The sequence below is a fragment of the Streptomyces sp. NPDC001492 genome, from assembly GCF_053597275.1.
This window is the reverse complement of sequence record NZ_JBSFHW010000054.1, coordinates 36,844-63,210: the sequence shown is the minus strand read 5'-3', so window position 1 is coordinate 63,210 and position 26,367 is coordinate 36,844. Positions and strand designations below refer to the sequence as shown.

Here is a 26,367-nt window from a genome sequence, read left to right as displayed (position 1 = left end):
CCGGGCCCACCCGGACGACGCGGCCGGACATCTCGTGCCCCAGGACGGCGGGCGCGGCCACCCGGGCGTCCATGTCGCCGTGGAAGATATGCAGGTCGGTACCGCAGATGCCGACGTAGGCGGGGGCCAACTCCACCTCACCGGGACCGGGAGGCGCAGTGGCCGCGGGAGCGGTGTCCAGGGTGCGGGCGGACAGATAGCGGACGGCAAGTGTCATGGGGGGCAGGGTCCCTTCGGCGCAGACCGGAGCATGCGTGGCGGCGTGTCCGGCGCGGGTTCGGTGCGATGTTCGGTGGGGCGGGGTCAGATCGCTCGGATCGTTGCGTCGCTCTCTCCGTCGACGGGGGCAAGCCCGTAGAACGCGGTCGCGGTGCCGGCGAGGAGCGCGTGGACATCGCTCTCGCTCCAGCCGGTGAGCAGTTCGTCCACGGTGGCGGCCCACCGGTTCCAGCCGCCGGCGAGGTTGGCGACCGGCCAGTCGGAGCCGAACATGAGCCGCTCGGGCCCGAAGGCGGAGACCAGTACGTCCCAGGCGGGGCGGATGTCGGCGGTGGTCCAGTGGGCGTGGTCGGCCTCGGTGATCAGTCCGGAGACCTTGCACACCACGTGCGGGTGTGCGGCCAGCCGCCGGATGCCGCGTTCCCAGTCGGCGACGTCCTGGCGGACGAGGTCCGGCTTGCCCGCGTGGTCGAGGACCTGGGGCAGGTCGGGGAAGCGTTCCGCGAGCCGGATCGCCTGGTCGAGCTGGTGGTCGCGCACGAGCACGTCGTAGCGCAGTCCTCGATCGCGGGCCGCCCTCAACCCGCGTTCCACGTCGGGGCGTTGCAGCCAGTTCGGGTCGGTCTCGCCCTGGACGAGGTGCCGCAGCGAGCGCAGGTGTCCGCCGCCCGGCCCGGCGATCAGCTGGTCGAGCACGTCACCGATCGCCGGGGAGGTCAGGTCGGCCCAGCCGACCACGGCCTGGATCAGGGGCTCCCGCTCGGCGAGCGTGAGCAGGTCCTCGGTCTCGGCGACCTCCGCGATGCACTGGACGACCACCGTGCCGTGCAGCCGCCGGCCCGCGATGGGGTGGGTGGCGGTGGAGCGCAGGTCGTCGGGGGTGAAGGTGCGGCGGATCGACGCCACGTCGGGGTCGTCGAGCCAGGGCTGCGGACGCTGGGCGAGGTCCCACAGGTGGTGGTGGGCGTCGACGAGCACAGGTGCGTTCACGAGGAGATCCAAGTCTGGTCGGTGCGGGCCGGGTCAGGCGGTGGTGTCCTCGCCGGGCGGGCTCAGGTGCCAGATCTCGGGGAGCTCGCTCCACTGGCGGCCCTCGCCCCGGTCGGGGAAGGGCTCCTGGCACGGGTCGGTGAGCTTCCACCAGCGCTGGGTCTCGGGGTCGGCCTCGATGGAGGCCATGTCCGCGTCGAAGTCGTCGCCGATGTACTCCATGTAGGCGAACAGCACGTCGCCGTGGAGGAAGATGCTGTAGTTGCGGATGTTCGCTCGGAGCAGGGCGGCCTCGACACCGGGCCACACGGCGGAGTGGAGCCGGAGGTACTCCTCACGGTGCTCGGGGCGGAGTCTGATGGTCTGAGCGATGCGCTTCATGCCGATTCCCCTGTCGTGTCATGGGAGTGGAACCCGTCGAACGGCGTGCGGTAGCTGGGTGTGCGGGTGCGCAGCCCCAGCCGCAGGGTCAGCCGGATACGGGTGGAGGCGGGCAGACGGACCGTCAGGTACGGGCCCGCGCAGGGGACCTCGGCCTCGGAGACCACCGGCTCGGTGTGGCCGTAGTCGTACATGTCGCCGATCCAGCCGTCGTCCGTGCAGGTCGTGTACCGGGCGCCGGTGATGGTGTGCTCGGCGAACGCGCCCGCCTGGACGATCACCGTGCGGTCGGTCTCGGGGGCCAGGTTGACCAGCTCGACGGTGGTCGCCTCGGGGTCGATGGAGGTGACCAGGGCGGCGACGTCGGCGGGCAGGCCGGCCCGGCGGGCGTCGGCGTCGTGGTAGCGCAGTCGGGCCTGCTGGAGACCGCCCTGGTACAGCACCTGCGGGCCGCCCCAGGTGAGTTGCACCAGGGCCTCGGTGACCACCGGGTTGGACAGCTGCCACACATGGATGTCGGCCTCGGGCACGTCCAGGTCGCGATAGCGGTCGATGCGCCGCAGCCGGTGGCGGACCTGGGCCTGAGCGGCCGCGAGGATCCGCTCCGGGTAGTCGGGGTCGTCGCCGGCGAGGAAGGCGAACCACGCCTTCTCGTGACCGGAGTCCTCCTTGGACCGGAACGGCCGCACGGTGCGCCAGTCGATGCCGTCCGCTTCACGCAGCCCCTCAAGCCGGGCCCGGTCGGCCTCGGAGGAGGTGTGGTGCCACAGGGCCACCGGCACGGGAGGCGTGGCCGGGTTGTAGTCGAACCAGCCCGAGTCGTTGTGGCGGAACGGCAGGTGGAGCGTGGGTGTGTGCCGGTCCGGACCGAGTTCCACCGCCCACTTGGAGGGCAGGCTGGAGTCGGCCTCCGTGTGGGGCATGACCTTGGCGTGGCCTATGAGGGTGTCGAGCGAGGTCGCGACCATGGAGAGGTAGTCGTCGTCGCCGGTGACCGTGGCCGCCGCGAGCGCCGCCACGCAGGCCGCGTGGCCGAGGCTGTGCCAGCCGTGCGGCCAGGACCAGCCGTAGTGGCCGCCGTACCAGCGCCCTTCCAGCAGGCTGCCGACGACTCCGTCCGGGCCGACGTTGTCCGGGATCAGGCCGCCGTTCTCACGGGTGCGCTCGCGCCAGGCGTCCACGTACTCGACGATCCAGTCGCGGTAGCGCTCCTCGCCGGACAGGATCCAGGCGTTGAGGACCAGTCCGGCCGCGGCGAGGTTCATCGTGGTGTCGCCGACGCCCATCCGGTCCCGCATCTGGTCGCCGAGCCGCGGGTCCGCCGAGAGCGGGTACGGGCCGTCCTGTGCCTCGGGCAGCCATTCGAGCGGGTAGCCGTAGGTCTCCGCCTCCTTGAGCAGCCACGGGTACACGTCACCGTCGAACAGACCCGTGCGCTCGGGGTCGCTGCCGTTGTGGGGGCGGGTGATGATGCGGTGCTCGGGGTCGTAGTTGCCCTTGGCGGGGTCGACGTACAGCTCGGCGAAGCGCAGGGCGCGCTCACGCCAGCGGTCGGGGGCGGCCATGCACAGGAAGTAGAGCAGGAGCAGGCTCTCGCCCTGGTGGAACCAGTCGTAGCCGCGCTCGTACTCGTCACGCAGCATGTCCAGTTCGGTCAGCTGCTTGGTGACGCCCTCCCAGTGCTTCTCGCTGGCGGGCAGCAGGTCGTCGGCGCCGCCGAGGAGGTACAGCTGGGGCCAGTTGAAGAAGACCTCGTAGAAGTCGTCCACGCCGTCGCGGGTGGTCAGTGGGCCGGTGTAGTTCAGGCGTCCGTCGGGGCCGGTGAAGTCGCGTTCGAAGCGGCGCCAGGCATGGTCGAGGAGGTCGAAGAGGGCGCGCTGTGCGACGGCCCAGCCGGGGGGTTCGAGCAAGGGGACCGTGGCCTGGACATCGGGTGTCGAGTCGCCGGAGGCGTCGGGGTGAGAGTCGAAGGACATGAAGGCGGTCACTCCTTGGTGGCGCCGGCGAGCATTCCGCTGACCAGGAAGCGCTGGGCGAACAGGAACACGACGAGTACGGGGGTGATGGCGACCAGCGTGGCCAGTGCCAGTTGGGGGCGTTGGATCGCGAGGGTGCCGACGGTCGGGTTGAACGAGGGCACATTGCTGAGGAGGCTGCCCACGCCGACCTGGACCGGCATCTGGTCGCTCTCGGGGAGCATCACGTACGGCAGGAAGTAGTTCGTCCAGTTGGCGACGAAGCTGAAGAACCCGACCAGTGCGATGACGGGCGTCGCCAGCGGCAGGGCCACATGGCGGAAGACACCGAACTCGGAGCAGCCGTCCATCCGGGCCGCGGCCAGGAGGTCCTTGGGCACGGCGGTGGTGAAGTAGATGTACGTCAGGTACACCCCGAACGGGTAGAACGAGTACGGCAGGATGATCGACCACATCGTGCCGATCAGATGCACCGCGTTGATCTCCAGGAAGAGCGGCACCACCAGCGTGGCGTTCGGCATCAGCATCACGACGAGGGTCGCGATCAGGAGCGTGTGCCGGCCGCGGAACTCGGTCATCGCCAGCGCGTAGCCGGCCGGGATGGCCAGGCAGAGCGTGATGACCAGGGAGATCACGGCGTAGACGGCCGAGTTGCGCAGCCACAGCAGGATGGCGTCGTCCTGGAAGGCGGTGAGCGCGTGCCAGTTGGCCTTCAGCGCGTGCCAGGACCCGAAGGACAGCGGGTTGTCGTGGACCAACTGCTGGTCGGTCTTGGTCGCCGCGAGCAGCAGCCACAGAACCGGCAGCACGAAGAACACCACGAACACGGTGAGCACCGAGCCCGCCAGCAGCCGGGAGGCCACCTTCCGCGGGGGCCGACGGCGCTGCCGCGTTTCCCCGTGCCGGGTTCGGCTCGTCGACTTCGCACCCTGAGCGGTGGGAGAGGGCGTGGGGCGGGTCTCAGTCGGCATCGAAGAACCCCGATCGTGCGACGAAGACACCGGCGACCGACAAGCTGACGACCAGCAGCTCCACCGAGACCGCGGCGGCGCCGTTGATGTTGTTCATCTGGAAGGCGAAGTCGTACGTCAGCTGGTTGAGCGAGTAGTCGCGGCCGGCCACGCCGGTGCTGGCGAGGGAGAGCAGCTGCGGCTCGACGAAGAGCTGGGCGCCGCCCGCGAAGGCCAGGATCACCATGTACACGATCCACTTGCGGAGCATGGGGATCTGCACCCGCCAGGCGGTCTGCCAGCCGTTCGCGCCGTCGATGCGCGCGGCCTCCATGACGTCCTTGGGGATGTTGTTGAGCGCGCCGTACATGACGACGATCCAGCCGCCCGCGCCGGTCCAGAACGCGATGATCGTGAACAGCAGCGCGAGGTTGCCGGGGGCGATGACCTCGCCGAAGGTGTGGAAGCCCAGCGTCTCCAGCAGGGAGCTGACCGGGCTGACCGTCGGGTCGAGCATGAACAGCCACACCAGGACGCTCGCGGCGCCCGCGAGGGCTCCGGGGATGTAGTAGAGGAAGCGCAGCGCCTGGCTGGCCGGCCCGGAGGACAGCCGGTGCAGGAGCAGCGCCAGGACCACCACGAACACCACGAGCGACAGCAGCCAGAAGACCAGGTACAGCGCCACGTGGCCCAGGGAGTCGACGAAGCGGAAGTCCTGTGCGGTGGTGACGAAGTTGGAGAAGCCGGTGAAGGCGCCACCGGCGTTCGTGAACGCGAAGTAGATGGCGTAACAGGTGGGAAGGACGCCGAAGGCGATCAGCAGCAGTACGTAGCCGGCGACGAAAGCCATGCCGGCCCGGCTCTGCCGGAAGGTGCCGCGAGGGCGCCCCCGGACAGAGCCGGACGAGGAGTGCGTGAGGGTCACTGGGAGACCTTGTATCCGTTGGACTTGGCGTACTTCACGATCGAGTCCTGCCAGGCCGGCAGCAGCGATTCGATGGTCTTGCCCTGCGTCAGGCCGGGCTTGACGGTGGCGGCCCAGATCGCCTCCTGGCTGAACTGGCCCGAGCCCCAGTCGGACCACACCTGCGAGGAGGCGTCCTTGAGGGCCGTGAGGTCACTGGCGTAGTACCCGGAGGCGGCCTGCGCCTTCAGCCAGTTCTCGGCGGCGGGCGCGTACGCCGGGAAGCCGGGGGCCTTCTCGCCCTGGTAGGCGTTGTCGGTGGTGACCCACTTCAGGAAGTCGGTGGCCGCCTTGAGGTGGGTGGAGTGCTTGGACACCAGCCAGGTGCCGCCGCCGACGTTGCCGGTGGAGGGCGAGGTGTCACCCTGCCACTGCGGCATGGGCGCCACCGCGATCTCCTTGGCCGGGGTCTTGAGGCCGCTCTGGAAGACCGCGCCGCCGTACCAGGCCGGGCCGGGCATGAGCAGGACCTTCTTGGCCTTGTTCTTGGTGAAGTCGGTGCTGAAGACGCCGCTGATGGACATCGACTTGTTCTTGATCAGTACGTCCAGCAGCTTGGCCATCTTGGTGCAGGCCTCGCTGGTGGTGTTGACCGACACGGCCTTGGGGCCGGTGATGTGGTTGGCGCCGCACTTGCTCGCCCACAGGTAGATCTCGGGGGTGAAGGAGTCGCCCGCGTCGCCCACGAGGTAGCCGGGGTGCTCCTTGGCCACCTTCTCGCCGAGCGCCTGGTACTCCTCCCAGGTCGTGGGGACCGTGTAGCCGAACTTCTTCAGCAGCGGCGCGTTGTACCAGAGCACCGTCTGGGAGAGGTCGTTGCGCAGGCAGTACATGGTCCCGTTCACCGTGCAGACGTCGTTGGCGCCCTTGGCGAATCCGTCGAGGGTCGTCTGCGGGATCAGGCCCTTGTTGAGCGGCGCCGCGAAGTTCGCGTCGACGGCCCAGCTCGCCTCGTTGTTCTGGGAGCTGAAGACGACGTCCGGCCAGCCCTTGCCCGTGCGGTTGAACAACTGGACCTTCGTCTGGAGGTAGTTGGACCCGTTGGCGTCGCCGTCGTAGCTGACGATGTGCAGCTTCACGCTCGGGTGCGACGCCTGGTACTGCTTCGCGGGGGCCATGCGGGTCGCGTCCACCCAGACGGTCAACGCCCCGTCGCTCTGGGCGGCCTGCGTGAATCCGTCCTTGGTCGTGCCGGCCGAACCGCCACTCCCGCCACAGGCGGTCACGGTGAGCAGCACGGTGGCCGCGCAGCCGGCCAGCAACGCGGCACGTCTCCTGCTGGTCCCTGTCTCCTGGTCGGCCGAAGGCTTGTAGACGGACATGAGCGACTCCACTCGGTTTGCATGAGGGCGGCTGGCGGCTCTGTCATTGCCGCCGCGGAAGAAATTAGCCGCCATGTCGAGAAGCTCGTCAAGAGGTGAGTATGTCTTTTTTTGGACGGGGGCGTAGACGATGCGGGGGTGATGCCAGGCTGAAGAAGCAGGTGAATCGGTACTTAAGCCCCAAACGGAGATCGATTCCGAGGCGAAGTCCGGTCGATGAGTACTACTTATCCTCGCCCTCCTGTACGATGACCGCGGCTTCAGGGCCGATCAGTCACCGTCGTCGCAGTCACCCCGGAGGCAGCACACATGAAGGACACGCCCGCCGTGGCAGCGGTGGTGAACGGTGCTGACGAGCGGCGCGACTACCGGCCCGGATACGAGGTCGTGGCGGAGCGGATACTCGAGTTCATCGCCGAGGCGCGCCTGGCCCCCGGTGACCGGATGCCCACGGAGAACGACCTGGCTCAGCGGCTGGACACCAGCCGAGCGGTGGTTCGGGAAGCCGTGAAGGTCCTCTCGGCGCTCGGCCGGGTCCGGGCGCACAAGGGGCGCGGACTGTTCGTCGCGAACGACGACGGCCTGCTGGTCACCAGCCGCTGGGGAGGTTTCTTCCGGCCTGTGGACCTGGATCACGTGTTCATGCTGTTCGAGTTCCGAAGGGTTCAGGAGACGGCCGCCGCCAGGCTCGCCGCCACCCGTGCCACGCCCGCCGAACTGCGCGCCCTTGAGGTCGCCATGGAGCAGTGTCGGCACGGGTATGTCCATGGCGAGGTCGGCGTCTTCAACCAGGCCGACGACGACTTCCATGCGGCGGTGGCCGCGGCCTCGCACAACACGTTCCTCGGCAGTGCGGTGCGGGACGCCCGCCGACTCCAGCGCCAGTCCAGCGCGATCGGCATACACGACAGCTTCGGTGAGGGCACCGCGGCCGCGGTGGAGGAGCACGAGGCGATCTACCGCGCCATTCGCGACGGCCGGCCCGAGGAGGCCGCCGAGGCCACCGCCGTACACCTCGACCGGACCCTGGAGGACTACCGGCGGGAGATCCAGCGCCGCCTGTTCGGATGACCTGCGGATTGGTACCTTCAACAGGCCCATCCCAGTCACCCGCGATCTCACCGCCGAGGAGTGTGCGAAGGGCTACGCGGACACACCGGCCGCGTCAGGCTATTCCTGTGCGGCCGCGTAACCGGCCACGGAAGGCCAGCGAACCGTCAGGACCACGGATTCCTCTTCCGCATACCACGAGTGGTCGACGCCGCGACCCCAGACGACATAATCTCCCTGCTTTTCAAGGACCACGCTGCGCTCCGGAAAGTCGACACGAAACCGGCCGCTGACGAGGACCAGGAGCGCCGTGCGCTGCTCCCCCTTCACCCACTCCAGCCGCTCGTCGCCGCGCGGATGGATGCCCCATTTGACCTCCACCGCTCGGGTGTGCCGAGGATCGTGGACCTCCTTGAAGTGGCCCAGAAGCCATCCCCGATCCAATGAGGCGTCATTTCCTGCATTCCCTACGTATATTCCATCAGTCATAAAGGGGATCTTATCGGCCGGGTTACTGAAAGTCCGGAGTGAGGAATTTCTCGGCAGTGCCTGGCATTGCGGGAACCGGTAAATGCCCGTGCCTGTGCCTCAGGCGCCGGGCTGTCCGAGAGGTCTTTCACCTGATCTGTCCCACATCCTCACGCCCCCCGTCATGGGGGCGGCCGTGAGAGATGAGAGGCTCTGACGAGTGAGCCAGACACCACCGATCACCCTGCAATACCGCTTTGACGGGCCGGACGACGCACCTGTCCTCATCCTGGGGCCCTCGCTGGGCACCACATGGCACATGTGGGACCGCCAGGTGCCCGAGCTGGCGAAGCAGTGGCGCGTCTTCCGCTTCGACCTGCCGGGGCACGGCGGCGCGCCCGCCCACCCGGTGGGCTCGGTGGCCGAACTCGCCACCCGGCTGCTGGCCACGCTCGACGGGCTCGGTGTGCAGCGCTTCGGCTACGCGGGCTGTGCGCTCGGCGGTGCGATCGGCCTCGAGCTGGCCCTTCGCCACCCCGAGCGGCTCGCCTCGCTCGCGGTGATCGCCGCCTCGCCCCGCTTCGGCACGGCCGACGAGTTCCGCCAGCGGGGCGTGATCGTGCGTACGAACGGGCTCGACCCCATCGCCCGTACCTCCCCCGACCGCTGGTTCACCGGCGGGTTCGCCGCCGCGCAGCCCGCGATCACCGACTGGGCCGTGCAGATGGTCCGCACCACGGACCCCGGCTGCTACATCGCCGCCTGCGAGGCTCTCGCCGCGTTCGACGTTCGGCCCGAACTCGGTCGCGTCGGCGTGCCCACCCTCGTCCTCGTCGGTTCGGAGGACAAGGTCACCGGCCCCGCCGAGGCCCGCACCCTGGTCGCCGGCATACCCGACGCACGCCTCGCCGTCGTCCCCGGCGCCTCCCACCTGGTGCCGGTCGAGCAGCCCGCCGCCGTCACCGACCTGCTAGTCCGGCACTTCTCCACCGCCTGGCAGCCCGGCTACGTCGAGTCGTCCACGGGGCAGATCGCCATCCCGGCGCTGCCCGCCAAGCCCGTGCTCGTCCCGTCCCCGCAGCCCCACCAGCCCGCACCGATCGCCGAGATAGCCCCCGCCGCGGTCGTGCCCCCGCCGGTGAACGGGCGTCCCGACCCCCACGACACGGGCATCAAGGTGCGCCGCGAGGTGCTCGGCGACGCACACGTCGACCGGGTGCTGGCGCAGGCCGACGAGTTCTCCGGGGACTTCCAGGAGTTCGTCACCCGGTACGCGTGGGGCGAGATCTGGGACCGGCCCGGTCTCGACCGGCGTGCCCGCAGCTGTGTGACCCTGGCCGCCCTGGTCGCGGGCGGCCACCTGGAGGAGCTCGCCGTCCACACCCGCGCCGCCCTGCGCAACGGCCTCACCCCGAGCGAGATCAAGGAAGTGCTGATGCAGTCGGCCGTCTACTGCGGGCTGCCGGCGGCGAACAGCGCCTTCAGGGTGGTCCAGCAGGTCATAAGGGAGGAAACGACCCCCACCGACTGACACCGGCTGATCGTCAACCGGGCAGCGAGAGCACCCGGCTCGGCTGCCCGAGCCTCCCGCGCACGGGGCAGGATGGGAGCCATGAAGCTCACGAAGAAGTCGCATGCCTGCGTCCGACTCGAGAAGGACGGGCGCACGCTCGTCCTCGACCCCGGCGGGTTCAGCGAGCAGGACGCCGCGCTCGGCGCGGATGCGATCCTCGTCACGCACGAGCACCCCGACCACTTCGACGAGGGCCGGCTGAGGGCGGCCATGGAGGCCGATCCGGCGGCCGAGATCTGGACCCTCGCCTCGGTCGCGGAACAGCTCTCCGCCGCCTTCCCGGGCCGCGTGCACACCGTCGGCCACGGCGACACGTTCACCGCCGCGGGCTTCGACATCCAGGTCCACGGCGAGCTGCACGCGGTCATCCACCCGGACATTCCGCGCATCACCAACGTCGGCTACCTCGTCGACGGCGGCAAGGTCTTCCACCCCGGCGACGCCCTCACCGTCCCCGACCACCCGGTCGAGACGTTGATGCTCCCGGTCATGGCCCCCTGGAACAAGATCGCCGAGGTCATCGAGTACGTCCGCGAGGTCAAACCGCAGCGTGCCTACGACATCCACGACGCCCTCCTCACGGACCTTGCCCGCCCGATCTACGACCGCCAAATCGGCGCTCTCGGGGGCTCCGACCACCTGCGCCTGACCCCGGGCGAGTCGGCCGAGGTCTGAGGACGGGATGCACGGCGGGCGGGCCGGCCGCGTTGTCAGTGCGGCCCGGTAGGTTGTGAGGCATGCGCATTGCGACCTGGAACGTGAACTCGATCACCGCCCGCCTGCCGAGGCTCCTGGCCTGGCTGGAGAGCAGCGGCACGGACGTGCTCTGCCTCCAGGAGGCCAAGCTGGCCGAGGAACAGTTCCCCTTCGACGCACTGCGCGACCTCGGCTACGAAGCGGCGGTGCACGCGACCGGCCGGTGGAACGGCGTGGCGGTGCTCTCCCGCGTCGGCCTCAAGGACGTGGTCAAGGGCCTGCCCGGCGACCCCGGCTACGACGGCGCCCCGGAGCCCCGGGCCATCTCGGCGACCTGCGGCCCGGTCCGCGTCTGGTCGGTGTACGTGCCGAACGGCCGCGAGGTGGACCACCCCCACTACGCCTACAAGCTCCAGTGGTTCGAGGCCCTCAAGGCCGCCGTCGCCGGCGACGCGGCCGGAAGCCGCCCGTTCGCCGTGCTCGGCGACTACAACGTGGCCCCGACGGACGACGACGTCTACGACGTGGCCGCCTTCGAGGGCCTCACCCACGTCACCCCCGCCGAGCGCGCGGCCCTGGCGTCCCTGCGCGAGGCCGGCCTCTCGGACGTGGTCCCCCGCCCCCTCAAGTACGAGCACCCCTTCACCTACTGGGACTACCGCCAACTCTGCTTCCCCAAGAACCGCGGCATGCGCATCGACCTGGTCTACGGCAACGCCCCCTTCGCCAAGGCGGTCACCGACGCCTACGTGGACCGCGAGGAACGCAAGGGCAAGGGCGCTTCGGACCATGCGCCGGTGGTGGTGGACCTGGACGTGTAGGCACCGGTCCGCGCATGCCGGGCTCAGCCACATCAGCCCGTCGCTCGTGCACGCACAAGGCCGTGCTCAGCCACGTCAGCCCGTCCGGCGTCTGAGGACGAGGCCGTTCAGGCCGAAGCCGGGTCTGGGGGCGCAGCCCCCAGGACGGTCACGGCACCAGAGCGCGCAGATCCACGGATCGGGCCATCGCGGCGAGCCCCGCATCCCCCGGATGCAGATGATCACCGCTGTCGTATGCGGTCAGCATCCGCCCCGGCTGCCGCGGATCCCGCACCACCGCATCGAAGTCGAGCACCGCGTCGAACACCCCGGAGCCCCGGATCCACGCGTTCACCGCGGAGCGCTCCGCATCGACGGCAGCCGTGCACCGCACCTCGCCCTCGCAGGGCAGGATCGTGCCGGCCAGCATCCGCAGGCCTCGCGCATGCCCCCGGTCCGCGATCTCCCGCAACCCGGCGACGATCTGCTGCGCCGTCGTCTGCCCCCGCAGGTCGTTCACGCCCTCGAAGACGACCGCCGCCCGTACCGAGGTCTGGGCGAGGACATCGCGGTCGAACCGGTGCAGGGCGCTGACCCCGGCCCCGTCCGTGGAGACCCCGTCACCGGGATACCGGTCGGTGACCACACGGTTCCCGGAGATCCCCTGGTTGAGCACCCCGTAGCGCGGGACCGCACGCTGCTTCAGCAGCCGTGCGGCCAGCACGTCGGGCCACCGCCGGTTCGCGTCCGTCGTGGACCTGTCCCCGTCGGTGATCGAGTCGCCGAGCAGCACCACCGACCCCGGCCCGCCGCCCACGTCCACACCGGTCAGCAGCGGCCACCTGGTCAGGGTCGTGGTGTACGCCGCCCCGGAGCCCTCCGCCGTGTGGTCGCCCGCCGTGCTCACATACGACCGCTGCACCGCCAGCTGGTGGACGGGCGCCGCCGCCACCGGCCCGGGCAGATGGAAACTGACCAGCAGATTCGCGTTCGAGGGCACCACGAAGCCGAGCGGATCGCTGAATGCCTGGGCCCCGGCCGGGATCTCCGTCCCTCCCGCCCCCCGGAACGACAGCGGCACCGGCACGCCCCGCGCCGTGGCCCCCTCCTCCTGCACGGCCACCGTCGCGCCACCGATCCGTACCGGCGCCGCCGCGAAGGTGTTGTCGAACCGCAGCCGCACCCGCGACCCGCCCACCGACGTGTGCACCACCAGCCGTACCGTCCGGTCACTCCACGGCCCCACGGCCCGGACACCGGAGGTCGCGGCCGCCCAACTGCCACTCCAGCCCGCGCCCGAGGACCGCACGGCCAGCGCGAAGACATGCAGACCGGCAGCGCGCGGCAGCTGCACGGAGGCCACCTGGAGCCCCCGGACCAGCGGCACGGTCACCACGTACAGCCGTGCCTGCTCGGCGAGCCGGCCGCCGGGTGTGTTGATGTGCGGCAGCGCCACCGCCTTCGTGGCGAGCGGTCCGGCGCGCCAGTCGGGAGCGGTCAGGTCGTACGAGGAGCGGGTGCCGTCCCGGTACGCGACCGAGCCCGTGCCGCTCGCTCCGGCCCCGCCCGTGCCCGCCACCAGGAAGGCGAGCGCGTCGCCGCGTCCGCCCACGCGCACGGACTGTCCGGCGGCGAGCACGTTGTCCCGCTCGCCCGGCAGCCGCCGCGGCCAGGTCAGCCGGGCTCCCTGCACGGTGAGGGCGCGTCCGGGCGTCCAGCCCGCGGCGGTCAGGTCCTGTGCCGACAGGGAACCCCCGTAGCCGTCGAGGTTCGCCAGATCCGGACGGGCGTCGTCGCTGACGGCAACGTTGTCGAAGAGCCGCTCCAGCGGCTGTGGTTGTGCCCCCTCGGCTGTGGCCCGTGCCGACACGGCAGGTGCCAGGAAGGCGAACGAGACGATGGCAACCGCGAATCCCCGCACACGTCGACGCACGGCCGACTCCTCCCGCTCACCGGTGGGACGAAAGACGCATCGCGAAGCTAGAGAGACGTGAGGGACCCGTCAACGCGCCATGCACGAAGTGGACGCGAAATCGCCCCGAAGTGACCGCCCGCGCGCCTGTGGTGCGCACGCCGGTGCGAATGACACGCTGGGGGTATGAAGATCCCTTTTCTGGGCCACCGGCATGAGAAGCACGGCATCCCCGACCCGGAGGGCATCGCCGAACTTCTCTCCGAGTGCGAACTGCTCCGCTCGCAGGCGTCCCAGGAGGGCGTCCAACTCGACGATTCCGCCGCCTCGTTGGAGGCGCTCGACCAGCTGCTGCCGCGCTGGCGGGACGACCCCGAGGTGCTGCACTGGCTCGGCAACGACGCCGGGCTCTATCTCGGCACCGTCATCGTGCGCACCGTGCCCGGAGCGGCCTGGGAGATCTGGCCGGACGGCCAGCCCGTCGTACGGCTCGCCTCGGGCCGCGAGTTCGACGTCGTGACCTCCGGCCACGAGTGGGCGGCCAGCGGAGTGCCCGAGCTCTCGCAGCTGTACGCCGAGGTCGCGGAGACCTGAGCGGAGCGCCCGACTTAAGATCGACGTAAATACGGCTTATGCCCGAAAAGTGCGTGTCGTGACGTAAGTCAACTCACGTCCGGATAGTTTGCGGCAACCACGACACAGCTGAGAGTGAGTAGGGCTGCGAATGGCCGTCGATCCACTGATCGAGCCGCATGACGTCAACAAGTACTACGGGGAGTTGCATGCCCTGCAGGACATCGACCTCACCGTCGGCAAGGGGGAGGTGGTCGTGGTCATCGGCCCGTCCGGGTCGGGAAAGGCGACACCGTGCAGGACGATCAACCGGCTGGGGACCGTCCGGTCCGGCACCATCCTGCTCGACGGGCAGCCGCTGTCCGAGGAGGGCAAGGCCCTCGAGCGGCTCCGCTCCGACGTCGGCATGGTCGTCCAGCCGTTCCACCTGTTCGCCCACAAGACCGTCCTGCAGAACGTCTCGCTGGGGCAGATCAAGGTCCGCGGAGGCAAGAAGGAAGAAGCCGACGCCCGCTCCCGCCGGCTTCTCGACCGCGTCGGACTCGCCGACCAGGCGCCCAAGTTCCCCGCGCAGCTCTCCGGCGGCCGGCAGCCGGGGGTACCTCCCGGGCCCTTCGGGCGCCGGGGGAGCGCGGCCGCCGCCCGCGCCCTCGCCACGGAGCCCCAGGCGCCCCTGTTCGACGAGCCCACCCCCGCCCGTTCTGCCGCGGGCCGCGTCGTCTTCATGTCCGACGGCCGCATCATCGAGGACCGCGCCCCGGAGGAGTCCTTCACCGACCCGCACGGCGAGCGCGCCGAAGACTTCCTGTCCAAGATCCTCAAGCACTGAGCGAGAGAGCCATGCCCGGCCGGCGGCAGCCGGAGATCACTGCTCGCGCAGCGGAATCGACACGTACGACGGGTCGTTCGCCGGCGAGGAGAAGGTCAGCTGAGCGCCGGACGGGTTGTGCTCGATGTAGAGCGGGTCGACCGTGTCGACGACCAGGGCCAGCCGGTGCCCTGCCGGGACGTCGTAGGCCGTGGAGAAGAGATCCAGGTCGAGACCGAACGGCTCTCCGGGCGTGCGCCCGTGGAAGGTGTACGGCGCGTTGCTGACCAGCTTGCCGAGGCCGAGCGGCCCCACGTCGTAGAGATAGGCGACGAGGGTGCCGCTCTCCTTGGTCGGGGTGACCGTGGTGTGCAACTCGGCCGTACCGCGGATCTGCTGGGCGGCGGCGTACTTCTCCGACTGCCAGACGGCCGCCCAGCGGCGGGGGAGCAGCGGGATCGAGGCCATCGGGGGCAGCTGGGCGATCTGGTCGAGGATGCTCGACAGGAAGACAATCCCGCCGTCGGCCCCCGAGTCGACGTTGGTGTGGATCGTGGTCGTGCCGGCGAGGGCGATCTTCCGCTCGGTCGCGGCGATCGACTTCCAGTCCGGGTAGCCCTCGTAGCCGCCCGTGGAACGGGACTTCAGCTGCACCGGCTCCTCGCGGTTGATGCCGTTGTCCTCGCCCTTGAGGTAGTGGTCGAACCAGCGCTCGGTGTCCGTCCACACATCGTTGGGCAGGCCGAACAGGCCGGTGAGCTCGGCGGTCGCGTGGTCGCCGGGGCGGAACTCCAGTCTCTTCGGACCGGTCAGCTTCTCGTAGAAGTCCGCGTACTGGTTGGGCGCGAAGACCGTGTCCCCCCAGGCGTTGGCCATCATGACCGCGGGGCCGTTCTCGTTCAGTTGATCCACGTATGTTGCGGCCGAACGTTTCTTCCCCCAATCGATCATCTCCTGTTCCTTGGAGAGGTTGGAGGCGTAGAAGTTGTCGAAGATCTCGCGGATTTCGGGGCTCTGTCGGCCGGTGACCAGGCTCGCGCCGTCCAGCAGGGCCCCGGCCTGGACGTGCTGGGTGCGGCCGGAGTAGATCGAGTCGATCAGGTCGGCCCAGCCGCTGAGGGAGGCGACCGCCTTGATCCGCTTGTCGTGCGCGGCGGCGATCAGGCTGATGCCTGCGCCGTACGAGACGCCTGCCATGCCGATGTGGGCCGAGTTCGCGGGGGTGTTGGCGAGCGCCCAGTCGATGACCTTGGACGCGTCGGCTATGTCCGGAGGTCCCGCCACTTCTATCTCCCCGCCGGACTGCCAGAAGCCCCGCACGTTGTAACTGACCACGATGTAACCGGAGTCGGCGAGCTTCTGGGCCTGGGCGAGGTACTCGACCTGGGGCAGGCCCCAGCTCGTGGGGAGCACCAGCAGCGGGTAGCGCCGGGTGCCGTCGGCGCCCGCGGGCATGAGGACGTTCGCCTTGAGGACGGTGCCGCCGTCACCGGTGATGTCGACGAAGCGGACGGCGTCCGCGGCCTGTGCGGCGGGGGCGAGCCCGAGGGCGCTACCGGCGATCAGAGTCGCGGAGACGGCGCCCACGGCGGTCGTGCGCAGGGCCTTGCGTTGGGTTCCCACGGGTCACTCCTCACTCGTGTCAGTGCAAAGTGACCAGACGGTAACCTCGTCTCTTTACCGGAGGTAACCCGTCGGTAAGTTACGTGCCAGTAACGATTGTTGTCGTGTGAATGAATTCAGGAGGCGCGGTGGGAGTTGCGGGGAGCGGCGGGCGTCGGCAGGGGTGCCTGTGCCGCGCGGGTCACGTCCGCGACGAGCTCGGCGACGTCCGGGCCGTACGCCTGTGAGTTGACCACCTTCAGCAGCAGGACGAACGTGTTGTTGCCGTACTTGCGGGCCAGTCGCTCGTGGTTGCGGGCGAGGTAGCGGGTCGCGGCCTGGTTGGTGATCGCGGTCTGGCCGCTGAACAGGAAGACGGGGCGGCTCAGGCCGGGCTGTCCCGCCGTCAGCCGTGCCAGCAGCACGTATTCGGACAGGCCCTTCTCCATGCGGTAGCGCTCGCTGCCGATCTGGAAGGCCAGCCGGTCCGGGCCCGGCTCCGGGTCGGTGTTCACCCGCACTCCGGGCAGCATGGCGTGCAGGTGGGCCGCCATGCGCCGGTTCGAGCCCGGCCCTCCGACACAGAACTCGGTCCGCTCGCCGAAGCCCTGCCGGGCCGCGTCCTGGGTGATCACCTCGGCGTGCGCGCCGCAGTCCTTGATGAGGGCGGCGAGTTCAAGGAGCGCGAACACGTCGTAGCGGTGCACCGCGAGATCGGGGCTGCCGGCGTCGCGGTTGACGACGAGCAGCGACTCGGAGTGGTCGGGCAGCCCGAAGAACGCCTGCTTGCGGCGGAGCTTCCGCTTCCACAGATAGGTACGGGCCAGCCAGCCGAGCGCGGCACTGATGCCCGCCGCGACCACGCCCAGGACGATGTTGCGCACGTCGTCATTCATGGGCGCGCATGCTAGCGGGCCGACATGGCTGGTACGTACCGGTGTTCGATCCATGGCATTCGTATGACAGCTGCCGGAATGGGGGTGTTGGGGCCCAGGAGGATACGGTTACGCTGCGCGGACGTCCCTGACTGGAGGTACGGATGCGTCGCCCTGTCGCGCGGAAACTCTCGGTCCTGGCGGTCTCGGCCGCCGTGGTGTCGGTGGGGGCGGCAGCACCGCCGACCGCCGCCACGACACCGCAGAAGGTGCCCGTCGCCGTCGGCTACGGCGGCGCCGTCGCCAGCGTCGACGCGGACGCCTCCGCCGCCGGCATCGAGGTCCTGAAGAAGGGCGGCAACGCGGTCGACGCGGCCGTCGCCACCGCGGCCGCGCTCGGCGTCACCGAGCCCTATTCCTCGGGCATCGGCGGAGGCGGCTACTTCGTCTACTACGACGCCAAGTCCCGTACGGTGCACACGATCGACGGCCGCGAGACCGCGCCGCTGACCGCCGACTCCAACCTCTTCGTGGAGAACGGCAAACCCCTCGCCTTCGCCGACGCCGTCAGCAGCGGACTGAGCGTCGGCACTCCGGGCACGCCCGCCACCTGGCAGACCGCGCTCGACCACTGGGGCAGCAGAAGACTCGGCACGGTGCTGGGGCCCGCCGAGCGGATCGCCCGCGACGGCTTCACCGTCGACGACACCTTCCGCTCGCAGACCGCCTCCAACGAGACCCGGTTCCGCTACTTCCCGGACACGGCCAAGCTGTTCCTGCCGGGCGGGCAGCTCCCGGTGGTCGGCTCCACCTTCAAGAACCCCGAACTTGCCAAGACCTACGAGGAGTTGGGCAAGAAGGGCGTCGGTGCGATCTACCACGGCGACCTCGGCGACGACATCGTCCGCACGGTGAACCACCCGCCGGTGGACCCGGCTTCAGGATGGAACGCCCGCCCCGGCAAGCTGTCCGACAAGGACCTGGCTGCCTACCGCGCCAAGCCCCAGGCGCCCACCAAGACCTCGTACCGCGGACTCGGCGTCTACTCCATCGCGCCCTCCTCCTCCGGTGGCACGACGGTAGGCGAAGCCCTCAACATCCTTGAGAAGACGGACCTTTCGAAGGCGAGCGAGGTCCAGTACCTGCACCACTACATCGAGGCCGGCCGGATCGCGTTCGCGGACCGCGGGCGCTGGGTGGGCGACCCGGCCTTCGAGGACGTACCGACGAAGGAACTGCTCTCGCAGAAGTACGCCGACTCGCGGGCGTGCCTCATCAAGGACGACGCGGTGCTGACCAGCCCGGTGGCGCCGGGGGACCCGCGCCACCCGGCGGCGTGTGCCTCCGGAGGCACGGCGGCCCCGACGACGTACGAGGGGGAGAACACCACGCACCTGACCGTGGCCGACAAGTGGGGCAACGTCGTCTCCTACACGCTGACCATCGAGCAGACGGGCGGCAGTGCGATCACCGTGCCCGGGCGTGGGTTCATCCTCAACAACGAGCTGACCGACTTCTCCTTCACTCCGGCGAACCCGGCGGTGCACGACCCGAACCTGCCGGGGCCGGGCAAGCGGCCGCGGTCGTCGATCTCGCCGACGATCGTGCTCGACAAGCACAACAAGCCGGTGGTGGCGCTCGGTTCGCCCGGTGGGGCGACGATCATCACCACCGTGCTCCAGGTGCTGACCGAGTTCCTCGACCGTCATCTGCCGCTGGTCGACGCGATCGCGGCGCCGCGGGCCAGTCAGCGGAATGCCGCGCAGACGGAGCTGGAGCCCGCGCTGTACAACGACACCAGTGCGGGGTCCCTGCGGGCGCGGCTGGAGGCCATCGGGCACTCGTTCAAGTTGAACCCCGAGATCGGGGCGGCTACGGGTGTGCAGCGGTTGGCCAACGGGGAGTGGCTGGCGGCCGCTGAGAAGGTACGGCGGGGCGGGGGCTCGGCGATGGTGGTGTATCCCGCGCCATAGTCGTCCGCGGGTGCGTGGGGGCTGGTCGCGCGCACGCGGCGGAGCCGCATATCGATACTGCCCCGCGCCCCTTCAGGGCGCGTCACAACTCGGGGGCGATGGGCAGGTCCTCCGTCCGGAAAGCCAGTCGCCCGTCCTCGACATCCACCGTCACGCGGCCGCCCTCCCCGACCCGGCCGTCCAGCAGCAGTCGCGACAGCTGGTTGTCGACCTCGCGCTGGATGGTGCGGCGCAGGGGGCGGGCGCCGTATTCGGGCTCGTAGCCGCGTTCGGCGAGCCAGTCGACGGCGGGGTCCGTGAACTCGACCGTGACGCCCTGCGCCTGCAGCAGGCGGCGGGTCTTCTCCAGCAGCAGGTCGGTGATCTGCCGCAGTTGGTCACCGGTGAGCTGGCGGAAGACGACGATCTCGTCGATGCGGTTGAGGAACTCGGGGCGGAAGTGCTCGCGCAGCGGACGCAGGATCTGTTCGCGCCGCGCCTCCTCGTCGGCGTCGGCACCGCCCGCCCCGAAGCCGATGCCGGCGCCGCGCCGGGTGATCGCCTCGGAGCCCAGGTTGCTGGTCATCACGATGACGGTGTTGGTGAAGTCGACGGTGCGGCCCTGGGAGTCGGTGAGACGGCCGTCGTCGAGGACCTGGAGCAGGATGTTGAAGACGTCCGGGTGCGCCTTCTCCACCTCGTCGAGCAGCAGGAGCGAGTACGGGTGGCGGCGGACGACCTCGGTGAGCTGGCCCGCCTCCTCGTGGCCCACATAGCCGGGCGGGGCGCCGACCAGGCGGCTGACAGTGTGGCGTTCCTGGTACTCGCTCATGTCCAGGCGGACCATGCGTTCCTCGCTGCCGAAGAGGGCCTCCGCGAGGGCGCGGGCCAGTTCCGTCTTGCCGACGCCGGTCGGGCCGAGGAAGAGGAAGCTGCCGATCGGCCGGTCGGGGCTGGCGAGTCCGGCGCGGGAGCGCATGACGGCCTCGGCGACCACGGCGACGGCCTCCTCCTGACCGACGACCCGCTTGTGGAGGTGCTCCTCCAGGCCGAGCAGCTTCTCCTTCTCCTCCTGGGTGAGGCTGGCGACCGGGATGCCCGTCTGCCGGGACACCACCTCGGCGATCGCCTCGGCCGTCACCTCCAGCTGTCCCTCGTCGGCCTCGTCACCGCCCGTGGTGTCCGCGATGCGCTTCTTCAACTCGACGATCCGGTCGCGCAGCTGGGTCGCCTGCTCGTACTGCTCGTCGGCGACCGCCTGGTCCTTGTCGCAGGTCAGCTGCTCGACCTCGCGCTCCAGGGCTCGTACGTCGGTGCCCTTCGTCCGGGCCCGCAGCCGTACCCGCGCGCCGGCCTGGTCGATGAGGTCGATGGCCTTGTCGGGCAGGCGGCGGTCGGTGAGATAGCGGTCGGACAGCTCCACGGCGGCCACCAGGGCCTCGTCGGTGTAGCGGACCTGGTGGTGGGCCTCGTAGCGGTCGCGCAGACCGCGCAGGATCTCGATCGTGTCCGGTACGGAGGGTTCGGGCACCAGGATCGGCTGGAAGCGGCGGGCGAGCGCCGCGTCCTTCTCGATCCGCCGGAACTCCTCCAGTGTGGTGGCGCCGACGATGTGGAGTTCGCCGCGGGCCAGCGCCGGCTTGAGGATGTTTCCGGCGTCCATCGCCCCGCCCTCGCCGCCTCCGCCGGCGCCGACCACCGTGTGCAGCTCGTCGATGAAGACGATCAACTGGTCGGAGTGGGTGCGGATTTCGCCGACGATGTTGTTGAGGCGCTCCTCGAAGTCACCGCGGTAGCGGGTGCCCGCGACCACACCGGTGAGGTCCAGGGCGACCACCCGCCGCCCGATCAGTACGTCGGGGACGTCGCCGTCGGCGATGCGCTGTGCGAGACCCTCCACGATGGCGGTCTTGCCGACGCCCGCGTCACCGATCAGCACCGGGTTGTTCTTGCCGCGCCGCGACAGCACCTCGATGGTCTGCTCGATCTCGTCCTCCCGGCCGATCACCGGGTCGATACGGCCCTCGCGGGCCAGCTCGGTGAGGTCGCGGCCGTACTTGTCCAGGGTGGGCGTGCCGGTGGCGCGCGCGTGCTCGGTACGGGTCTGGGTGGCGTCCGGCGCCTCGGGCGGCAGCCCGGTGGGCGCGAAACGGGCCGAGTTGAGGATGTGCCCGGCCGCCGAGTCGGGGTTCGCGGCCAGGGCGCTGAGCACGTGCTCGGGGCCGATGTAACCGGCGCCGCTGGCCCGCGCCAGGTCGTGGGCGTCGAGCAGCGCCCGCTTGACGGCCGGCGTGAGGGAGAGCGACGTGGGCGGCGGCGCCTCCTCCGCCGTGTGCTGGACCGGGCCGGAGCGCTCGTCGATCTCCGAAGCCAGCGAGTCGGGATCGGCGCCGGCCCGGCTGAGCAGACTCCGGGTCGGCTCGCTGGCCAGGGCGGCCCGCAGCAGATGCTGGGTGTCCAGGTCACGGCTGCCGTGCTCGGCCGCGTACTGGGCGGCCCCACGGACCAGTTCCCGGGCGGGCTGACTGAGCAGCCTCCCTATGTCGATCTGCCGGGGGCCCGGGCGCGGGCCGCCGAAGAAGCGGGCGAGGAATTCTCCGAAGGGGTCGTAGCCCTCGGGGCTGCTGAAGCCGCTGGTCATGGCCTTCCCATCCGGCGTCCCTGCGGGGCCCGGGACGCCCTCGCTGATCGACGTGCCGCAGTCGGGTAACCCGGGTGGCAGCCGGTTACACCCTGGCGCACGCCCGTAGAACACCTTCGCACGAAGGCAGGCCCGGGGCACCTCCAGCGCCCGCCCGGCAGGCCTTTCTCAGGCGTTCGTCCCACGGCCCCCGCGGCCGGTGGACGGTGTGCCGGGGCGCAGCATCTGGCTTGTGGCCAGGTCGCGGTACAGGGGGTTGTGGGCGAGCAGTTCCTCGTGGTCGCCGGCGGCGACGCTGCGGCCCTCATGGAGCACGACGATGCGGTCGGCGTGCTGCACGGTGGAGAGGCGGTGGGCGATGACCAACAGGGCGCATTCCTGGGCGATGTCCTTCATCACGGTGGTCAGCGCGGCTTCGTTGATCGCGTCGAGATGCGAGGTGGGCTCGTCCAGCAGGAGCAGTGCAGGGCGGGCCAGCAGGGCGCGGGCCAGGGCGACGCGTTGGCGTTCGCCGCCCGAGAGGGTGCTGCCGCGTTCGCCGATGACGGCGTCCAGGCCGCCGGGCAGCCGGTCGACGAGTTCCTCCAGCCGGGCCAGCGCGAGGACCCGCCGCACCTCGGCCTCGGGGGCGTCGGGGTCGGCATAGGTGATGTTCTCCCGCAGGGTGCCGTGGACGACATGGGTGTTCTGGTCCACCACGGCGATGCGCCGGCGGCAGGCGTCGCGGCCGAGCTCGGCGGCGGGGCGCCCGTCGAACAGCACGGTTCCCGCGTCCGGTTCGTAGAACCCCGCCACCAGCGCGAAGACCGTGCTCTTGCCGGCTCCCGACGGGCCCACCAGGGCGACGTGCCGGCGGTGGGGTACGGCGAAGGTCACGCCGGACAGCACGGGACGGTCCGGGTCGTAGCCGAACCGGACGTCGTGCAGCGCCAGCGCGGGCCGGTCGGCGGGCACGGACGGTACGGGCCGGTGGCGGGGGCGCGCCTGCGCGACCGGCGGCCCCGTGTGCTCCACGGGGAGGCACAGCGCCTGGTCGACGCGCCGGTATGCGCCCATGCCGCGCTGGACCAGACCCACCGCGTGGAAAACGCAGGACAGCGGCAGGACGAGATACGAGGCGTACAGCAGGAACGCGACGAGATCCCCGAGAGAGCCGGCGTGACCGCTGACGCGCAGGCCACCGACGACGAGCACGATGAGGAAGGAGCCCTGGACGGCGAGTTCGACGGCGGGACTCATGACGGAGGCGAGCTTCGCCGTGCGGACCCCCGCGTCGTAGGCCTCCTGGACCCGGCCCCCGATGCGGGCGGCCTCGCGGTCCTCGGCGCGGTGCACCCGGACCATGGGCAGGGCGCCCAGGGCCCGCTCCAGGTCGGCGGCGACGGCACCGACCGAGTCCTGCATATGCTCGGACGCTTTCCGCAGGCCCTGGAGCAGCGAGGTGACCACGGCCGCGGCGACGGCCACGGTGAGCGCGACCAGAAGCAGCAGCAGCGGGTCGAGCCACGCCATGAGGATCACCGCTCCGGCCGCGACGAGGCTTCCGGTCACCAGGTCGACCAGGGCCTGCGAGACGACCTCGCGCAGCAGGGTGGTGTCGGCGGTGACCCGGGAGATGAGGTCGCCGTTGCGGTGGCGGTCGTACTCCCGCATCTCCAGCCGGAGCAGCCGCCCCACCAGGCCGAGCCGGAGCTGCCGTACGACGCCCTCGCCCATCCGCTCCAGCAGGAAGCGCCCCGCCGACCCGATCGCCGCCTCTGCGAGGAACAGTGCGCCGAGGAGTGCCAGCAGAGGCCAGATGACCTGGCCGCGGCCGCTCGCGTCCACGGCGTGCCGGGCCACCAGCGGCTGGGCGAGCCCCAGCGCGGAGCCGGCCAGCGTCAGCGCGGTGGCCACGGCGGCGGCGGTCCGGTGCCCGGCGGTGAGCCCGTACAGCGTGGCCACGGCCGCGCGGGTCGACCGGTCCTCGTCGGCGGCCTCGTCGGACCTGTGGTCCGCGACCGTGCTGCCCGCCGCCGGCCCGGTGTCCGCAGCCACCCCGCCGCTCATCGGTCCGCCGGCTCGACGGCCACCAGCCGGGCGAAATAGCCGTCGGGCAGGCCCTCCCCCACGGCGTGGCCCTCCGCTTCGATCCAGGCATGCGCGGTGAAGGGCGGGACGACGCGGACTCCGGTGCACCAGGTCGGCCACGTCCCCCTCATCCGGCACAGCAGAGCGGCCCCCAGAGAGCGCGGCAGGCACCCCTTCGGGCCGGCGCAGCGCAGGCTGGCGGCGCACATGGCGTCGCGTGCGTCCTGGGCCTGCGCGGTGGTGGCGGGCGCGGCCCCGCGGCGCAGGAATGCGAGGACGGCGCGGATACGGCGCGGCGGCAGCAGGGCGAGCCCCACGGCGGGGAGCAGCACCAGGCGGGCGGCCAGCCGGCGGCCGAGCGGCACACCGGTGGGGCGTTCCAGCGCGCTGGGTGTCGTCATGAGGCCAGTCCCGCCTCACGCAGATGACCGACGAGCGCCTCCACGTCCCGCTGGGCCTGTGCCCGGTCGATGTCGAACTCGCGGACCAGTGCGGCAGTCGCGTCCGCCTCCTCGCCGCCGTCGAGCAGGGTACGGACCACAAGGGTGGCGGTCGGGTTCAACTCCCAGTAGGTTCCGGCTCGTTCGTCCAGCAGTACGGTGCCGTAGTCGGTCTCGGCCGTGGAGATGTGCGCGTCGAACCGCAAGGGCATGTGCTCGCCTTTCTGACGGGGTTCTCAGGGAGTGCGGGCACGGCTGTGGGACAGCCCCCGCAGCCACACCTCGGCGGCGATGGTCGAGTAGAGGATGGCGTCGGAGAGGCCCGGTGAGGTCGGGCGCTGGGCGAGGCGGCGCAGCTCGGCGCCGTCCACCAGGCCCAGCGCCTCCAGCCGTGAGCCCTCCCACAGGGCCAGCAGGTCGCCGCGGTGCTGGCGCAGTCCGTTGGCGGCGTCCATGGCGGCCGTCGCCTTGTTGGCCCGCCGCAGGCAGTCTTCGGGCACGATTCCGCGCATCGCGGCGCTCAGGACGGGCTTGTACTGCCAGGGAGTGACGCGCTCGCTCGGACGGACGGCGAGAAACGCCTCGATGACGTGGTCGTCGAAGAAGGGGGAGGCCATCGGCAGGCCCGCGCGCGCCGCCATCCGGTCCCACTGCCGGATGACGCGGGTGCACGAGCGGATCTGCTCCAGGTCGGTGTGCAGTCCACGGTCCGGGTGCAGCGGCGAGGCCGTGGCCGCCGCGTCGAGCAGTGCCCGGCGAGCCATCCGCTCGGCCTCGGGGGTCACCCAGTCGAACAGGCGCGGGGCCATGCCCCAGCCGAGACTCGTCGTGACGGACGAGGGCAACGGGCCACGCAGCCGGCCGGCTCCGTCGGCGAGCCACTTCCCGTACGGCCGGGAGTCGGCGAGGGCGCGGGCCGTGTCGCCCAGTGGCCACTGCCACAGCGCCCGGTACCCGCGCAACTGGCGCAGGGCGAACAGCGGACGGGTGCGCAGCAGCCGGTGGTAGTACGCGTCGGAGCACCATGCCACGTGGTCGCCGCCGATTCCGGTCAGGTGCAACCGGCTGCCGCGTGCGGCGAGGCCCGGCAGGTGGTGCAGGACCCGGGAGCGGTCCATGACGCCGATGGTGGGTTCGTCGAGGAGGTCGTCGATGCCGAGCAGATCCTCGTAGACCAGCGGCGAGGCGTCGGCGTCCCACACCACGTGCTCGACGTCCGGGAGGTGCGCCATGGCCCGCTGAGCCCAGTGCAGGTCGGTGTCCGCCGGATCGCGGCCCGGCCAGGTACTGGCCACCACGTGGGCGGGGGAACGGTCGGCCAGGAAGCAGATGGAGGTGGAGTCCAGGCCGCCGGACAGATCGCAGCTCACCACGCCGCCCTGCCGGGTCCGCGCGCCCACGGCCTCCTCCAGCGCCGTCCGGATCAGGGACGCCGCCTCGGCGAGTGGCCGCACCGGCTCCGGCGGCGTCCACCACCGGGTGTGCCGTACGGTGCGCCCGTCCGCGGCGACGATCACGGCGTCCTGCGGGGCCACAGCGGTGACCGGGCGCCACAGGGAGGTCTCGAACAGGGGGTAGGGGGCCGGCCACAGCAGCCGGACGGCCAGCTCCTGCGGATCGGGGTCGAGGCCGAGCACGGCGGCGAGCGTGTCGGCGCGGCTGGCGGCCACCCGTACGCCGTCGATCTCCGCGTGGAAGACCAGCCGCAGTCCCGAGGCGGTGCCCTGCACCCGGACCTGCCCGTCGAGGGCGGCGACGAGATGGAAGCTGCCGGGGAGCGAGCGGGCCAGCGCGTCGAGCTCCGCGAGGTCCCTCAGCCGTGCGGCCCTGCGCCGCAGTTCGCCCGCCTCGACGGGGCAGCAGCCGATGACCGCGAGGGCGGCGTCACCGGCGCTCGCCGTGACCATGTCCTCGTCGTGCCAGCGGCCGACCAGCCAGGGCCGGCCCGACTCGTGGGTGAGAGTGCGGCAGCCGGGCCGGGCGAAGGAGCGGGCCACGGCGGCCGCGTCCGCACGGTCGGTGAAGACCGCGAAGTCCGCGTCGCCGGGGCCCGTCCCCGCACTTTCGTGCAGTTCAGTCATGACGTCGGGTCAGTGCCGTCGCCC

23 protein-coding genes are annotated in these 26,367 nt (G+C 70.8%); 7 read left to right on the top strand and 16 right to left on the bottom strand.

Annotated features, from left to right (window positions below):
• From ACWC1K_RS43190 to ACWC1K_RS43160, 7 genes are all read right to left on the bottom strand, one after another.
• The coding region (locus ACWC1K_RS43190) for an alcohol dehydrogenase catalytic domain-containing protein (protein ID WP_450838899.1) at positions 1-217 on the bottom strand (217 nt) is incomplete at its 3' end.
• An 86-nt stretch (positions 218-303) separates the two neighbouring features.
• Positions 304-1,209, bottom strand: coding sequence for an amidohydrolase family protein (locus tag ACWC1K_RS43185; protein ID WP_450838898.1), 906 nt, complete (start codon positions 1,207-1,209; stop codon positions 304-306).
• Positions 1,210-1,242: 33 nt separating this feature from the next.
• Positions 1,243-1,590: an L-rhamnose mutarotase gene (locus ACWC1K_RS43180; RefSeq protein ID WP_450838897.1), complete on the bottom strand. Its 348-nt coding sequence runs from the start codon at positions 1,588-1,590 to the stop codon at positions 1,243-1,245.
• A complete protein-coding gene (locus ACWC1K_RS43175) occupies positions 1,587-3,566 on the bottom strand; it encodes a hypothetical protein (protein WP_450838895.1) in 1,980 nt (659 codons plus the stop codon). Before ACWC1K_RS43175 ends, ACWC1K_RS43180 begins: the two co-directional genes overlap by 4 nt.
• 8 nt (positions 3,567-3,574) lie before the next feature.
• The gene (locus ACWC1K_RS43170) at positions 3,575-4,429 is read right to left on the bottom strand and encodes a carbohydrate ABC transporter permease (RefSeq protein WP_450838900.1); all 855 of its coding nucleotides are present in this window, start codon (positions 4,427-4,429) and stop codon (positions 3,575-3,577) included.
• A gap of 97 nt (positions 4,430-4,526) precedes the next feature.
• Positions 4,527-5,441, bottom strand: a complete 915-nt coding sequence (locus ACWC1K_RS43165; protein ID WP_450838894.1) for a carbohydrate ABC transporter permease — start codon at positions 5,439-5,441, stop codon at positions 4,527-4,529.
• The gene (locus ACWC1K_RS43160) at positions 5,438-6,802 is read right to left on the bottom strand and encodes an ABC transporter substrate-binding protein (protein WP_450838892.1); all 1,365 of its coding nucleotides are present in this window, start codon (positions 6,800-6,802) and stop codon (positions 5,438-5,440) included. Before ACWC1K_RS43160 ends, ACWC1K_RS43165 begins: the two co-directional genes overlap by 4 nt.
• Before the next feature lie 309 nt (positions 6,803-7,111).
• On the opposite strand from ACWC1K_RS43160, the gene ACWC1K_RS43155 reads away from it, so the two are divergent.
• Complete coding sequence (locus tag ACWC1K_RS43155; protein ID WP_450838890.1) at positions 7,112-7,873, top strand: FadR/GntR family transcriptional regulator; 762 nt, start codon at positions 7,112-7,114, stop codon at positions 7,871-7,873.
• A 99-nt stretch (positions 7,874-7,972) separates the two neighbouring features.
• Here the strand turns inward: ACWC1K_RS43155 and ACWC1K_RS43150 are convergent, their stop codons facing one another.
• Positions 7,973-8,341 (bottom strand): signal peptidase I, encoded by a 369-nt coding sequence (locus ACWC1K_RS43150; RefSeq protein ID WP_450838888.1) that lies wholly within the window; start codon positions 8,339-8,341, stop codon positions 7,973-7,975.
• Positions 8,342-8,540: 199 nt separating this feature from the next.
• On the opposite strand from ACWC1K_RS43150, the gene pcaDC reads away from it, so the two are divergent.
• The 3 genes from pcaDC (at position 8,541) to ACWC1K_RS43135 (ending at position 11,410) form a co-directional block, all read left to right on the top strand.
• Positions 8,541-9,851, top strand: a complete 1,311-nt coding sequence (gene pcaDC, locus ACWC1K_RS43145; RefSeq protein ID WP_450838887.1) for a bifunctional 3-oxoadipate enol-lactonase/4-carboxymuconolactone decarboxylase PcaDC — start codon at positions 8,541-8,543, stop codon at positions 9,849-9,851.
• 81 nt (positions 9,852-9,932) lie between these two features.
• Positions 9,933-10,568 carry an MBL fold metallo-hydrolase gene (locus ACWC1K_RS43140; protein WP_450838885.1) on the top strand — a complete coding sequence of 212 codons (636 nt, stop codon included), beginning with the start codon at positions 9,933-9,935 and terminating at the stop codon, positions 10,566-10,568.
• A gap of 62 nt (positions 10,569-10,630) precedes the next feature.
• Complete coding sequence (locus tag ACWC1K_RS43135; protein ID WP_450838883.1) at positions 10,631-11,410, top strand: exodeoxyribonuclease III; 780 nt, start codon at positions 10,631-10,633, stop codon at positions 11,408-11,410.
• Between the two features lie 148 nt (positions 11,411-11,558).
• On the opposite strand, the gene ACWC1K_RS43130 is transcribed toward ACWC1K_RS43135, so the two are convergent.
• Entirely contained in the window at positions 11,559-13,322 is a 1,764-nt protein-coding gene (locus ACWC1K_RS43130; protein ID WP_450838881.1) for an SGNH/GDSL hydrolase family protein, read from the bottom strand.
• 165 nt (positions 13,323-13,487) lie between these two features.
• Here ACWC1K_RS43130 and ACWC1K_RS43125 point away from each other — a divergent pair, with 165 nt between their 5' ends.
• Both ACWC1K_RS43125 and ACWC1K_RS43120 read left to right on the top strand, forming a co-directional pair.
• Positions 13,488-13,895: a DUF6278 family protein gene (locus ACWC1K_RS43125; protein ID WP_450838879.1), complete on the top strand. Its 408-nt coding sequence runs from the start codon at positions 13,488-13,490 to the stop codon at positions 13,893-13,895.
• Positions 13,896-14,025: 130 nt separating this feature from the next.
• On the top strand, positions 14,026-14,703 hold the full coding sequence (locus tag ACWC1K_RS43120; protein ID WP_450838878.1) for an amino acid ABC transporter ATP-binding protein: 678 nt from the start codon (positions 14,026-14,028) through the stop codon (positions 14,701-14,703).
• 36 nt (positions 14,704-14,739) lie between these two features.
• On the opposite strand, the gene ACWC1K_RS43115 is transcribed toward ACWC1K_RS43120, so the two are convergent.
• Positions 14,740-16,305, bottom strand: coding sequence for a CocE/NonD family hydrolase (locus tag ACWC1K_RS43115; RefSeq protein ID WP_450838876.1), 1,566 nt, complete (start codon positions 16,303-16,305; stop codon positions 14,740-14,742).
• Between the two features lie 116 nt (positions 16,306-16,421).
• The gene (locus ACWC1K_RS43110; protein ID WP_450838874.1) at positions 16,422-17,180 is read right to left on the bottom strand and encodes a hypothetical protein; all 759 of its coding nucleotides are present in this window, start codon (positions 17,178-17,180) and stop codon (positions 16,422-16,424) included.
• 143 nt (positions 17,181-17,323) lie between these two features.
• On the opposite strand from ACWC1K_RS43110, the gene ggt reads away from it, so the two are divergent.
• On the top strand, positions 17,324-19,132 hold the full coding sequence (gene ggt, locus ACWC1K_RS43105) for a gamma-glutamyltransferase (protein WP_450838872.1): 1,809 nt from the start codon (positions 17,324-17,326) through the stop codon (positions 19,130-19,132).
• Positions 19,133-19,214: 82 nt separating this feature from the next.
• Here ggt and ACWC1K_RS43100 read toward each other — a convergent pair whose 3' ends face one another.
• The 5 genes from ACWC1K_RS43100 to ACWC1K_RS43080 all read right to left on the bottom strand — a co-directional run bounded on the left by ACWC1K_RS43100 (position 19,215) and on the right by ACWC1K_RS43080 (position 26,343).
• Positions 19,215-21,752 (bottom strand): ATP-dependent Clp protease ATP-binding subunit, encoded by a 2,538-nt coding sequence (locus ACWC1K_RS43100; protein ID WP_450838871.1) that lies wholly within the window; start codon positions 21,750-21,752, stop codon positions 19,215-19,217.
• Positions 21,753-21,920: 168 nt separating this feature from the next.
• Positions 21,921-23,789, bottom strand: a complete 1,869-nt coding sequence (locus ACWC1K_RS43095) for an ABC transporter ATP-binding protein (RefSeq protein WP_450838869.1) — start codon at positions 23,787-23,789, stop codon at positions 21,921-21,923.
• Between the two features lie 8 nt (positions 23,790-23,797).
• Complete coding sequence (locus ACWC1K_RS43090; RefSeq protein WP_450838867.1) at positions 23,798-24,223, bottom strand: lasso peptide biosynthesis B2 protein; 426 nt, start codon at positions 24,221-24,223, stop codon at positions 23,798-23,800.
• Positions 24,220-24,474, bottom strand: a complete 255-nt coding sequence (locus ACWC1K_RS43085) for a lasso peptide biosynthesis PqqD family chaperone (RefSeq protein ID WP_351194052.1) — start codon at positions 24,472-24,474, stop codon at positions 24,220-24,222. The genes ACWC1K_RS43090 and ACWC1K_RS43085 overlap by 4 nt, the downstream gene beginning before the upstream one ends.
• A 24-nt stretch (positions 24,475-24,498) precedes the next feature.
• Positions 24,499-26,343, bottom strand: a complete 1,845-nt coding sequence (locus tag ACWC1K_RS43080) for a lasso peptide isopeptide bond-forming cyclase (RefSeq protein WP_450838865.1) — start codon at positions 26,341-26,343, stop codon at positions 24,499-24,501.
• Positions 26,344-26,367: the final 24 nt, after the last annotated feature.

Coding starts and splice junctions, on each gene's coding strand:
- ACWC1K_RS43180 (WP_450838897.1), bottom strand. CDS start 1,590: ATGAAGCGCATCGCTCAGACCATCAGACTCCGCCCCGAGCACCGTGAG.
- ACWC1K_RS43175 (WP_450838895.1), bottom strand. CDS start 3,566: ATGTCCTTCGACTCTCACCCCGACGCCTCCGGCGACTCGACACCCGAT.
- ACWC1K_RS43160 (WP_450838892.1), bottom strand. CDS start 6,802: ATGTCCGTCTACAAGCCTTCGGCCGACCAGGAGACAGGGACCAGCAGG.
- ACWC1K_RS43155 (WP_450838890.1), top strand. CDS start 7,112: ATGAAGGACACGCCCGCCGTGGCAGCGGTGGTGAACGGTGCTGACGAG.
- ACWC1K_RS43150 (WP_450838888.1), bottom strand. CDS start 8,341: ATGACTGATGGAATATACGTAGGGAATGCAGGAAATGACGCCTCATTG.
- ACWC1K_RS43140 (WP_450838885.1), top strand. CDS start 9,933: ATGAAGCTCACGAAGAAGTCGCATGCCTGCGTCCGACTCGAGAAGGAC.
- ACWC1K_RS43135 (WP_450838883.1), top strand. CDS start 10,631: ATGCGCATTGCGACCTGGAACGTGAACTCGATCACCGCCCGCCTGCCG.
- ACWC1K_RS43125 (WP_450838879.1), top strand. CDS start 13,488: ATGAAGATCCCTTTTCTGGGCCACCGGCATGAGAAGCACGGCATCCCC.
- ACWC1K_RS43120 (WP_450838878.1), top strand. CDS start 14,026: ATGGCCGTCGATCCACTGATCGAGCCGCATGACGTCAACAAGTACTAC.
- ACWC1K_RS43110 (WP_450838874.1), bottom strand. CDS start 17,180: ATGAATGACGACGTGCGCAACATCGTCCTGGGCGTGGTCGCGGCGGGC.
- ggt (WP_450838872.1), top strand. CDS start 17,324: ATGCGTCGCCCTGTCGCGCGGAAACTCTCGGTCCTGGCGGTCTCGGCC.
- ACWC1K_RS43100 (WP_450838871.1), bottom strand. CDS start 21,752: ATGACCAGCGGCTTCAGCAGCCCCGAGGGCTACGACCCCTTCGGAGAA.
- ACWC1K_RS43090 (WP_450838867.1), bottom strand. CDS start 24,223: ATGACGACACCCAGCGCGCTGGAACGCCCCACCGGTGTGCCGCTCGGC.
- ACWC1K_RS43085 (WP_351194052.1), bottom strand. CDS start 24,474: ATGCCCTTGCGGTTCGACGCGCACATCTCCACGGCCGAGACCGACTAC.
- ACWC1K_RS43080 (WP_450838865.1), bottom strand. CDS start 26,343: ATGACTGAACTGCACGAAAGTGCGGGGACGGGCCCCGGCGACGCGGAC.